We start from the raw sequence: 9,910 nt of genomic DNA, 5'->3' as shown, positions 1-9,910 counted from the left end.
GGCCGTAATGGTGGAACCAGGCGAAGGCCAACAGGTGCGCCAGGACGATCGCCACGAACAGCACGCCAAACAGGCGGCCGAACAGCGTGTCGAAGCGCGCCCGCATCAGCCGATGTCCCGTGCGTCGAACAGGTAACCTTCACCGCGTACGGTCTTGATCAGTTGGGGGGCTTTCGGGTCGTCGCCGAGTTTTTGCCGCAGGCGCGAGACCAGCAGGTCGATGCTGCGGTCGAAGGCTTCGATCGAACGGCCACGGGCGGCGTCCAGCAGTTGTTCGCGGCTGAGCACCCGGCGCGGACGTTCGATGAACACCCAGAGCAGGCGGAATTCGGCGTTGGACAGCGGCACCACCAGACCATCGTCGGCGATCAACTGGCGCAGGACGCTGTTCAGGCGCCAGTTGTCGAAGCGAATGTTCGCACGCTGTTCGGTGCGGTCGTCGCGCACCCGACGCAGGATCGTCTGGATCCGCGCCACCAGCTCGCGGGGTTCGAACGGTTTGGCCATATAGTCATCGGCGCCGAGTTCCAGGCCGATGATGCGGTCGGTCGGTTCGCAGCGCGCAGTGAGCATCAGGATCGGGATGTCAGACTCTGCGCGCAGCCAGCGGCACAGCGACAGGCCGTCTTCGCCGGGCAGCATCAGGTCGAGTACCACCACGTCGAAATGTTCGGCCTGCATCGCCTGGCGCATGGCTGCGCCGTCGGTGACGCCGCTGGCGTGAATGTTGAAACGCGCCAGGTAGTCGATCATCAGTTCGCGGATCGGCACGTCATCGTCGACGATCAGGGCCCGGATGCTCCAGCGCTTGTCGTCTTTCTGCTCTTCATTCACGGAGGCTTGGGAATTGTGCATGAGGCTGTTCATCTGCCAGTAGGCCGCCAACCACAAAGATAGGCTGCGAGGTTGTGGTTTCAGCATAGGCGTCCGGCCGTGAGGCGGGAAGGGCTGCTGTAAGGACATGTTGCGGCTGGCGAGGCTAGCGCGGACGCATGTTGTCGGCGTGTCGGTTGTGTATCGGCTTCGACACAATACCCGGCAAGGCTATGCTGATCACGTCCGGCGCGACGATTTACCGATCATCGGGTGCCGCGCCGCCGCCGGTTCCGCTACAATGCGCGCCGATTTCGACTTGCCTGAGAGCCCATCCATGTCCGCCTGCCAGACTCCTATCATCGTCGCCCTGGATTTCCCCACCCGTGACGCCGCACTGAAGCTGGCCGACCAGTTGGACCCGAAACTGTGCCGGGTCAAAGTGGGCAAGGAACTGTTCACCAGCTGTGCCTCGGAAATCGTCGGCACCCTGCGTGACAAGGGTTTTGAAGTGTTTCTCGACCTGAAATTCCACGACATTCCCAACACTACCGCGATGGCGGTCAAGGCCGCTGCCGAGATGGGGGTGTGGATGGTCAACGTTCACTGCTCCGGCGGCCTGCGCATGATGGCGGCCTGCCGTGAAGAGCTGGACAAGCGCAGCGGCCCGCAACCCCTGCTGATCGGCGTGACCGTGCTGACCAGCATGGAGCGTGAGGATCTGGCGGGTATCGGTCTGGACATCGAGCCGCAGGAGCAGGTGCTGCGTCTGGCGGCACTGGCCGAGAAGGCCGGGATGGACGGTTTGGTGTGCTCGGCGCTGGAAGCCACCGCGCTGAAAACCGCGCACCCGTCGCTGCAACTGGTGACCCCGGGGATTCGTCCGGCCGGCAGCGCCCAGGACGACCAGCGTCGCATCCTGACCCCGCGTCAGGCGCTGGATGCCGGTTCCGACTATCTGGTGATCGGCCGTCCGATCAGCCAGGCAGCGGATCCGGCCAAGGCGCTGGCCTCGGTGGTTGCCGAACTGGCCTGAGCGAACAGCTGAAGCATCAAGGAAGGGAGCCCGATGGCTCCCTTCCTTGTTTTCAGACTTTCAATACCAGCTTGCCGAAGTTCTCTCCGCTGAACAGTTTGCCCAGCGTCTCCGGGAACGTTTCCAGGCCTTCGACGATGTCTTCCTTGCTCTTGAGTTGACCCTTGGCCATCCAGCCGGCCATTTCCTGGGCGGCGCTGGCGTACTGCGCGGCGTAATCCATCACCACGAAACCTTCCATCCGCGCGCGGTTGACCAGCAGCGACAGGTAGTTGGCCGGGCCTTTGACCGCTTCCTTGTTGTTGTACTGGCTGATCGCGCCGCAGATCACCACGCGTGCTTTCAGGTTGATACGGCTGAGTACGGCGTCGAGGATGTCGCCGCCGACGTTGTCGAAATACACGTCCACGCCTTTCGGGCATTCGCGCTTGAGTCCGGCGAGTACGTCTTCGCTCTTGTAGTCGATGGCGCCGTCAAAACCCAGTTCATCGATCAGGAACTTGCACTTGTCTGCGCCGCCGGCGATGCCGATCACCCGGCAACCTTTGATCTTGGCAATCTGCCCGGCAATGCTGCCGACCGCGCCCGCAGCGCCGGACAACACCACGGTGTCGCCGGCCTTCGGTGCGCCGACATCGAGCAGGGCGAAGTAGGCGGTCATGCCGGTCATGCCCAGTGCGGACAGATAAACCGGCAGCGGTGCCAGTTTCGGATCGACCTTGTAGAAACCTCTCGGCTCACCGAGGAAATAATCCTGCACGCCCAGGGCACCGTTGACGTAGTCCCCGACCGCGAACCCCGGGTTGTTCGACGCGATGACTTTGCCTACGCCCAGCGCGCGCATGACTTCGCCCAGACCCACCGGCGGGATGTAGGATTTGCCTTCGTTCATCCAGCCGCGCATGGCCGGGTCGAGGGACAGGTATTCGTTCTTGACCAGAATCTGCCCCGCCGCCGGTTCGCCGACCGGTACTTCCTGATAGGTGAAGGTCTCGCGGGTGGCGGCGCCCACCGGGCGTTTGGCGAGCAGGAACTGGCGATTGGTCTGGTTGGTCATGACAGGCACTCGAATTGAATGAAGCCTTGTTGATAGACCTTCATGGGCGATGCCGCAAGGTTGGCTCGCGAGGCGAATGCAGGTTGATCCAGTACGGTGATAGTCCCCGGCGGGGTTTCATCACTGCGATTCATGAAAGGCTAACCGGCCTTTTGATAGTGCTGACGTCACTCAGCCCCCTGTGGCTATGCTGCCTTCATCAATTCCCCCGCATTCGAGGACATAACAATGAGCATGACGTTTTCCGGTCAGGTAGCCGTCGTCACCGGCGCGGCCAACGGCATCGGCCGCGCGACGGCCCAGGCATTCGCTGCCGAAGGTCTGAAAGTGGTGGTGGCCGATCTGGATGCGGCCGGGGGCGAGGGCACCGTGGCGCTGATTCGTGCAGCCGGAGGGGAAGCGACCTTCGTGCGCTGCAACGTGACCGTCGAGAGCGAAGTGAAAAATCTGATGGACGAGGTGATCAAGACCTACGGCCGTCTCGACTATGCCTTCAACAACGCCGGCATCGAAATCGAGAAAGGCAAACTGGCCGAAGGCTCGATGGACGAGTTCGACGCGATCATGGGCGTCAACGTCAAGGGCGTCTGGTTGTGCATGAAGTATCAGCTGCCGTTGCTGCTGGCTCAGGGGGGCGGGGCGATCGTCAACACCGCGTCGGTGGCCGGACTGGGCGCTGCGCCGAAGATGAGCATCTACGCCGCCTCCAAGCATGCGGTGATCGGTCTCACCAAGTCTGCCGCCATTGAATACGCCAAGAAGAAAATCCGCGTCAACGCCGTATGCCCGGCGGTGATCGATACCGACATGTTCCGTCGCGCCTATGAGGCCGACCCGAAGAAAGGCGAATTCGCCAACGCCATGCACCCCGTCGGCCGTATCGGCAAGGTCGAGGAAATCGCCAGTGCCGTGCTATACCTGTGTAGCGATGGTGCAGCGTTCACCACCGGCCATTCACTGGCCGTGGACGGGGGTGTGACCGCGTTCTGAAAAGGCATCCGTTGTTGCAGGAAAAAGACCCGCCCGCTCGCGGGTTTTTTTCGCCTGCGCTCGGCTCCATGTGATTGATAAACATTGTGTTTCAAATGGTTAGAACGGTGGCTTTTGACGGCGTTGTCGCACAGCCTGACCGACGCGGCTGTGATTTACTGCCGCGAGTAAAACGGACAGGAGTTTGGCCACTCATGGAATTGAGAATTGACCGACAGGCAATGGTGCCGGTCGTACAGCAGATTGTTGATGGATTGACCGAGTGGATCGTGCGGGGTCAGGTACCGCCGACGACGCGCCTGCCTTCAGTACGGCAAATCGCGCGATCGAATCTGCTCAGCCAGTCGAATGTCGTGGAAGCCTGCGAGCGTCTGGTAGCGCAGGGCGTTCTCGCCTCACGGCAGGGTGCCGGTTTCATGGTCGCAAGCGCGTTGCCAGTGTGTTGCAAGGCCTTTGACAGTCCGGCTTTCGCGGGCGAACACCGCGGCTGTGATACGGATCCGCAATGGCGTGCAGGCCTGAAACTGGGTGATGGTGTCTTGCCGCAGAGCTGGCGAGAACCTGACGATCTCAGCTACGCGATCCGTCAGGTGGCGCGCGCCGACATGTTCAGTCTGTTCAACTACAACACGCCCCTGGGGCTGCCCGCGTTGCGCGAACAAATCGTCAAACGCCTCGGGTTGCTGGAAATCAAGGCTGATGACGATCGCGTGCTGACCACGACCGGTGCCAGCCATGCGCTGGACCTGATCGTGCGGACCCTGTTTCGGGCCGGCGATTGTGTGGTGGTCGAGACACCGGGTTACGCACCGCTGTTCGATCTCCTGCGGCTGCACGGCGTGCGCATGCTGGAGGTCAGCCGCACACCCGGCGGGCCGGACATCGAAGCGCTCGAGATTCTGCTGCGGCAGTTCCGGCCGGCGGCGATGTTCATCAACAGTCATCACCACAATCCCACCGGAAGTTGTCTGACGCCGGCGGTCGCGCGTCGCATTCTGCAATTGAGCAAAACCTACGACCTGCGGCTGATCGAAGATGACGTCTTTGCCGATCTGCACAATGGCAGCGGCACGCGACTGGCTGCGCTGGACGATGAAGGGCGGGTGATCTATGTCGGCAGTTTTTCCAAGACACTCAGCAGCTCGTTACGGGTAGGCTTCGTGCTGGCCGGTTTCGAGGTGATCGAGCAACTGGCACGGGTCAAGATGATCAGTTGCATGGGCACCTCGAGGTTCAGCGAGGCAGTACTGGCAACGCTGCTGGCCGGTGGCGCCTATCGCAAGCTGGTGCAGCGCCAGCGTCAGCGGCTCAATACCGATCGTGCCGCAGCCCTTCAGGCGCTGGAGGATGCCGATTGGGAAGTGTTCGGCAAGCCGACGGGCGGCCTGTTCATCTGGGCCCGTTCGCCGTTGGCAAATGAAGAGCACTTGCGCAGGCAGGCCTTGCACTTTGGCGTGCAATTGTCCTGCGGAGCATCGTTCAGGCCCGGCGGCGAAGCCTGCGACTGGCAGCGGATCAATATCGCCTATGCCTGTGATCCGAGGGCACGGCAGTTCTTTCGCAGTACAGTCGTGGATCGACCTCAAGTGTTCTGAAAACGACGCGGACCTAGCTTTTTGCCATTATTCCGACGCCAGAGTCTTGTGCTGGTTCATGGCCATTGCGACTCTTCGGCAACAGACTTTGGCAGAGGACTACGCGCAATGATTTCGGCCGTGCAAGGACGTTTTGCCAACCTCGGTATGGCGAAAAAACTGGGTATCGGGTTTGTGCTGGTTTTGCTTTTGACCGCGCTGGTGGCGGCCATTGGCGTCTGGTCCCTGCAAACCATCAGCCAGCGCTTCGGCGGGCTCAAGCAGATGTCCTCGCTCAATAGCGGTCTGCTCAATGTGCGCTTGCTGGAGCGGGACTACGCCCTGCACGGCAACCCGAAAACGGTCGATGCCCTGCATGAAGGTGTGGATGGCCTGATCGCCATGGCCGACCAACTCAAGGCTTTGTCGCCGGGCAATGAATCGGGCATGAACGACGTCCAGCAGTCGTTGGGCGCGTACCGCAAGGCGTTCGATGAATTTGTTTCGCTGACCCAGGCCAAGGATCTGGCGCTGGAAATGGCCAGTTGGTCGGTTTCCAGCGTCGCCAACAACCTTGACGTCCTGCAGGCCGGGCTCGCCGATGATGGCGCCTATACCCTGAAAGACAGCGAAGGCAAGGATGGGGCGCAGTTCATCGAGCAGGCCAGCCAGGTCAGCCAGGTTTCGCGTCTGATGCTCCAGGCCATGAATGAAGCCCGGGTGCGCCTGGATCAGAGCCGCAAGGGCGACGACAGCGCCAAGGGCAATATCGAACAGGCCGCCCAGGCCCAGACGCAAGCCGAACAGTTGAAATCCACGGTCAAGGATGAGGGCTATCTGACGGTCCTCAATGAGGTGTCAGGCCACATCGCCGGTTTCAATGACAAGCTCGCCGAGTACACCGGACTGCTCGCTCAAGAAAAAACCGTGTCCGAACAATTGCACCAGCGTGCTGCGCAGGTGGTGGAGCGAGTCGATCAGGCGTATGTCGCCCAAGATGTCGCGATGCAGGCCGAGTTGAAAAAGAACTCGGTGCTGATCATCGGCTCGTCGGCGCTGGCGCTGCTGGTCGGGCTGATTGCGGCCTGGTTGATCACCCGGCTGATCGTCGCGCCGTTGCGCAGCGTGATGCGGGTCGCTCAGCGGATTGCTGACGGCGACTTGAGTGCGACGGTGGAAGTCACCCGTCGTGACGAAATCGGTCAATTGATGCTGTCCATGCAGCAGATGGGCGCGGGCCTGAGCCGCATTGTCAGTGGGTTGCAGGCGGGCATTGAGCAGTTGGCCAGCTCGGCCCAATCGCTGTCGGCTGTGACCGAGCAGACCAACCTCGAAGTCAGCAGCCAGAAAGAGGAGACCGAGCAGGTCGCCACGGCCATGAACCAGATGACCGCCACCGTCCACGACGTGGCACGCAATGCCGAGGAAGCGGCGCTTGCGGCGCAGACCGCCGACGGCAAGGTCGAGAGCGGTCAGCAGGTGGTGCGTCAGAGCATGGCGCGGATCGAGCAGTTGGCGGATTCGGCGACGTCGGCCAGCTCGAGCATCGAAAGCCTGAGTGCGGAAATCCAGAACATCGGCACGGTGCTCGAAGTGATCAAGAGCGTCGCCGAACAGACCAATCTGCTGGCACTCAACGCTGCGATTGAAGCGGCGCGGGCGGGCGAGCAGGGCAGGGGGTTTGCGGTGGTTGCCGACGAGGTACGGGCGCTGGCACGGCGTACGCAGCAATCGACCGAAGAGATTGAGCGGCTGGTCAGTGCCTTGCGTTCGGCAGCCCATTCGTCAGTGCAGCAGATCCAGAGCAGTGGCGAGCTGGTGAAGCTGGCGGTGAGCGATGCGCTGCAGACCGAAAGTGCGCTGGGGAGTATTGCGGCGGCGGTTTCGTTGATTCAGCAGATGAACCAGCAAATTGCGGCGGCGGCCGAGGAGCAGAGTTCGGTGGCCGAGGAGATCAATCGCAGTGTGACCAGTATTCGGGCGAGTGCGGATCAGTCGTCGATTGCGATGCGCGGGAATGCGGCTTCGAGTGTTGAGCTGGCGCAGTTGGGGAGTGAGCTCAAGGGGATGGTGGGGCACTTTCGGCTTTGATTTGGATTTGACCTTGGCGGCCTTTGGGCCGACCAGGTTGCTGGTTGTTTGGTGTGAATATCCGTTTCTTTGGGTGCTGCCGCTGGCGGTTTCGCCCTTACGGCGAGTCCCTTTTTCAAACGCCAAAAAGGAACCAAAAGGCTGGGCCCCGGCGTTCGGCCCCTCGCTGAGGCTCGGGGTCCCTTCGTTCCGAAGGGGCCGGCACGTCAAAAGCGGTACTCGAGCTAACGCTCATCGTGTTGAGTGGTGAAAGCCAAAGCCAAAGCCAAAGCCAAAGCCAAAGCCAAAGCCAAAGCAGGAGTCGAGTTGCATGCGTTTCAAAAACCGAGTTCGACTCGGTATCTCACGTCGGCGTACCTCTCCCAAACACCTCGGTCAGTCCCCTCTCCCTCCGGGAGAGGGTTAGGGTTAGGGTTAGGGCGCTTTTGATTTTGATCTTTCCAGCGGCCAATAAAAAAGCCACCTCTCGGTGGCTTCTCTCAACATCTGCACTCAGTCGTAAATCACTTTCTTCTTCCAGTCCGCATCAGCCTCGACATCCTTGAGACCGGCAGTCAGTTGGTTTTCTTCGCCTTCGACGGGGGCGATCTTGTCCATGACCTGGGCGTTGGCGCGGGCCAGCAGTTTTTCCAGGTATTGCAGTTGTTCGGCGTAGATCTGCGGGTCCTGCTGTTTGCGCAGGTACTGCACGCCGCGTTCGAAGGCGAGGCGGGCCTGGCCTGGCTGGTTTTGTTGCAGGGCGTGCTGGCCGAGGTTGTTGAAGAACTCGATGTGCAGCAGCACCAGGATATGGCGGACTTCGCGAATCCAGTGCTTGGCTTCGTTCGGTGGCAGGAAACCGTCCTGGGCGGCGCGGGTGATCTGGCCGTGCAGGGCTTCGAGCAGGAAGCGGACGTCCTTGGCCTTGGCTTCGGTCTGGATCGGCGCCGGCGGGTTGTTGACCGGGATCGATTCGCCCTGGGCGACCAGAGCGCTCAGTTCGGTGATGCGGGCCTTGACGGTAGCGCTGGTTTTTTCCAGGTTCAGCAGGCGCTGGCAGACGTTCAGTTCCAGGCGGGTCATCAAAAGCTTGAGGGCCGGGGTCATGAACTGGCCGGGGAAGGTTTCGGTCAGCTCGCCACAACGGCGCAGGCGGTCGTTGAGTTCGACCTTGGTGCGGGCCTTCTCCAGTTTGGTGTTTTCCACCACATGGTTCATGTAGCCAATGGCGATCAAGATTGCAATCCCGGCTATGACTAGCAGGGTGATCATGAGTGGTGTCACCGGTAAGACCTCTTTATAGGGTTCACGTGCGAGTGTAGTGGCTTGGCATATAGGAGCCTAGCGCCGCTCGACGGGTTGGATCAGCGAAGCTTCATCTGTATCGGCCGCAAGCCTGCTTATATAAATGCTGGCCCTTGGGGTGCAGATTGCCATCACCTGTGCCGTGGACTATAGCGCCTTGGCGAGTGTCGGAATATAGGCGTCAATCGTCGGGCAGCGGAAAAGTCCGATTCGGCCTGCAAAGCGGTTCGAAGTCATTGATTTAAATAAATTTATATCAGGGGGTTGACGACCTTCCAATCCATCCATAGAATGCGCGCCACTTGCAGCGTAAAGCTCACAGCGAAACGCGGCAGGGAGTGAATGTTGTAGTGTGTCCCCTTCGTCTAGTGGCCTAGGACACCGCCCTTTCACGGCGGTAACAGGGGTTCGAGTCCCCTAGGGGACGCCAATGCGGGAATAGCTCAGTTGGTAGAGCACGACCTTGCCAAGGTCGGGGTCGCGAGTTCGAGTCTCGTTTCCCGCTCCAATTTTAAACGGCAGTGCTTTCGGGCGGTGCTGAGTGAAACCAGAACCAAGTCTTCGGATGCGGATCTGGACACCGAAACACACACCATGTGTTCCGGGTAGCGTGTCCCCTTCGTCTAGTGGCCTAGGACACCGCCCTTTCACGGCGGTAACAGGGGTTCGAGTCCCCTAGGGGACGCCATTTGCGGGAATAGCTCAGTTGGTAGAGCACGACCTTGCCAAGGTCGGGGTCGCGAGTTCGAGTCTCGTTTCCCGCTCCAAATTCAAAAAGCGCCGCTTTGCAAAGAGCGGCGTTTTTATTAGTGAAAGTTGTAGCCTGTCCCCTTCGTCTAGTGGCCTAGGACACCGCCCTTTCACGGCGGTAACAGGGGTTCGAGTCCCCTAGGGGACGCCATTGCGGGAATAGCTCAGTTGGTAGAGCACGACCTTGCCAAGGTCGGGGTCGCGAGTTCGAGTCTCGTTTCCCGCTCCATATTCAACAAAAACGCCGCTCAGTGATGAGCGGCGTTTTTGTTTGTGCGTTTTTTGTCAGGCAATAGAAAAGGACCTCGCGGTCCT

8 protein-coding genes, 6 tRNA genes and 1 pseudogene are annotated in these 9,910 nt (G+C 60.6%); 10 read left to right on the top strand and 5 right to left on the bottom strand.

The genetic code is table 11. The features are described 5' to 3' along the window. Nucleotides 1-106, bottom strand: a pseudogene (locus J5M72_RS12200) (two-component sensor histidine kinase); the annotation flags it as partial. Further along, nucleotides 106-855: a response regulator gene (locus J5M72_RS12195; RefSeq protein ID WP_169431461.1), complete on the bottom strand. Its 750-nt coding sequence runs from the start codon at nucleotides 853-855 to the stop codon at nucleotides 106-108. The pseudogene J5M72_RS12200 and the gene J5M72_RS12195, both read right to left, overlap by 1 nt. A gap of 295 nt (nucleotides 856-1,150) precedes the next feature. On the opposite strand from J5M72_RS12195, the gene pyrF reads away from it, so the two are divergent. Continuing rightward, nucleotides 1,151-1,849 carry an orotidine-5'-phosphate decarboxylase gene (gene pyrF, locus J5M72_RS12190; protein WP_065258867.1) on the top strand — a complete coding sequence of 233 codons (699 nt, stop codon included), beginning with the start codon at nucleotides 1,151-1,153 and terminating at the stop codon, nucleotides 1,847-1,849. 52 nt (nucleotides 1,850-1,901) lie between these two features. Here the strand turns inward: pyrF and J5M72_RS12185 are convergent, their stop codons facing one another. Beyond that, nucleotides 1,902-2,906: an NADP-dependent oxidoreductase gene (locus J5M72_RS12185; protein ID WP_169431460.1), complete on the bottom strand. Its 1,005-nt coding sequence runs from the start codon at nucleotides 2,904-2,906 to the stop codon at nucleotides 1,902-1,904. Next, nucleotides 2,903-3,040: a hypothetical protein gene (locus tag J5M72_RS12180; protein WP_207865563.1), complete on the bottom strand. Its 138-nt coding sequence runs from the start codon at nucleotides 3,038-3,040 to the stop codon at nucleotides 2,903-2,905. Before J5M72_RS12180 ends, J5M72_RS12185 begins: the two co-directional genes overlap by 4 nt. Nucleotides 3,041-3,134: 94 nt before the next feature. Here J5M72_RS12180 and J5M72_RS12175 point away from each other — a divergent pair, with 94 nt between their 5' ends. From J5M72_RS12175 to J5M72_RS12165, 3 genes are all read left to right on the top strand, one after another. After that, a complete protein-coding gene (locus tag J5M72_RS12175; RefSeq protein ID WP_207865562.1) occupies nucleotides 3,135-3,896 on the top strand; it encodes an SDR family oxidoreductase in 762 nt (253 codons plus the stop codon). A gap of 194 nt (nucleotides 3,897-4,090) precedes the next feature. Next, a complete protein-coding gene (locus tag J5M72_RS12170) occupies nucleotides 4,091-5,491 on the top strand; it encodes a PLP-dependent aminotransferase family protein (protein ID WP_207865561.1) in 1,401 nt (466 codons plus the stop codon). A gap of 108 nt (nucleotides 5,492-5,599) precedes the next feature. Further along, nucleotides 5,600-7,561 carry a methyl-accepting chemotaxis protein gene (locus J5M72_RS12165; protein WP_169431458.1) on the top strand — a complete coding sequence of 654 codons (1,962 nt, stop codon included), beginning with the start codon at nucleotides 5,600-5,602 and terminating at the stop codon, nucleotides 7,559-7,561. 492 nt (nucleotides 7,562-8,053) lie between these two features. On the opposite strand, the gene J5M72_RS12160 is transcribed toward J5M72_RS12165, so the two are convergent. Further along, entirely contained in the window at nucleotides 8,054-8,812 is a 759-nt protein-coding gene (locus tag J5M72_RS12160; protein WP_207865560.1) for a hypothetical protein, read from the bottom strand. Nucleotides 8,813-9,199: 387 nt separating this feature from the next. Between J5M72_RS12160 and J5M72_RS12155 the strand changes: the two genes are divergently transcribed. From J5M72_RS12155 to J5M72_RS12130, 6 genes are all read left to right on the top strand, one after another. Further along, nucleotides 9,200-9,275, top strand: a tRNA-Glu gene (locus J5M72_RS12155). Nucleotides 9,276-9,277: 2 nt separating this feature from the next. Next, nucleotides 9,278-9,353: transfer RNA gene (locus J5M72_RS12150), tRNA-Gly, on the top strand. A gap of 104 nt (nucleotides 9,354-9,457) precedes the next feature. Beyond that, nucleotides 9,458-9,533, top strand: a tRNA-Glu gene (locus tag J5M72_RS12145). 3 nt (nucleotides 9,534-9,536) lie between these two features. Beyond that, nucleotides 9,537-9,612: transfer RNA gene (locus tag J5M72_RS12140), tRNA-Gly, on the top strand. A 58-nt stretch (nucleotides 9,613-9,670) separates the two neighbouring features. Continuing rightward, a tRNA-Glu gene (locus J5M72_RS12135) sits at nucleotides 9,671-9,746 on the top strand. 2 nt (nucleotides 9,747-9,748) lie between these two features. Continuing rightward, nucleotides 9,749-9,824: transfer RNA gene (locus tag J5M72_RS12130), tRNA-Gly, on the top strand. The last annotated feature ends 86 nt before the right edge of the window (nucleotides 9,825-9,910 follow it).

The organism is Pseudomonas sp. 58(2021) (genome assembly GCF_017491585.1).
Lineage (GTDB): Bacteria > Pseudomonadota > Gammaproteobacteria > Pseudomonadales > Pseudomonadaceae > Aquipseudomonas > Aquipseudomonas fluorescens_BT.
The sequence above is the reverse complement of the archived record's forward strand: the minus strand, read 5'-3'. Positions and strand labels throughout refer to the sequence as shown.

Coding starts and splice junctions, on each gene's coding strand:
- J5M72_RS12195 (WP_169431461.1), bottom strand. CDS start 855: ATGCACAATTCCCAAGCCTCCGTGAATGAAGAGCAGAAAGACGACAAG.
- pyrF (WP_065258867.1), top strand. CDS start 1,151: ATGTCCGCCTGCCAGACTCCTATCATCGTCGCCCTGGATTTCCCCACC.
- J5M72_RS12185 (WP_169431460.1), bottom strand. CDS start 2,906: ATGACCAACCAGACCAATCGCCAGTTCCTGCTCGCCAAACGCCCGGTG.
- J5M72_RS12180 (WP_207865563.1), bottom strand. CDS start 3,040: ATGAATCGCAGTGATGAAACCCCGCCGGGGACTATCACCGTACTGGAT.
- J5M72_RS12175 (WP_207865562.1), top strand. CDS start 3,135: ATGAGCATGACGTTTTCCGGTCAGGTAGCCGTCGTCACCGGCGCGGCC.
- J5M72_RS12170 (WP_207865561.1), top strand. CDS start 4,091: ATGGAATTGAGAATTGACCGACAGGCAATGGTGCCGGTCGTACAGCAG.
- J5M72_RS12165 (WP_169431458.1), top strand. CDS start 5,600: ATGATTTCGGCCGTGCAAGGACGTTTTGCCAACCTCGGTATGGCGAAA.
- J5M72_RS12160 (WP_207865560.1), bottom strand. CDS start 8,812: ATGATCACCCTGCTAGTCATAGCCGGGATTGCAATCTTGATCGCCATT.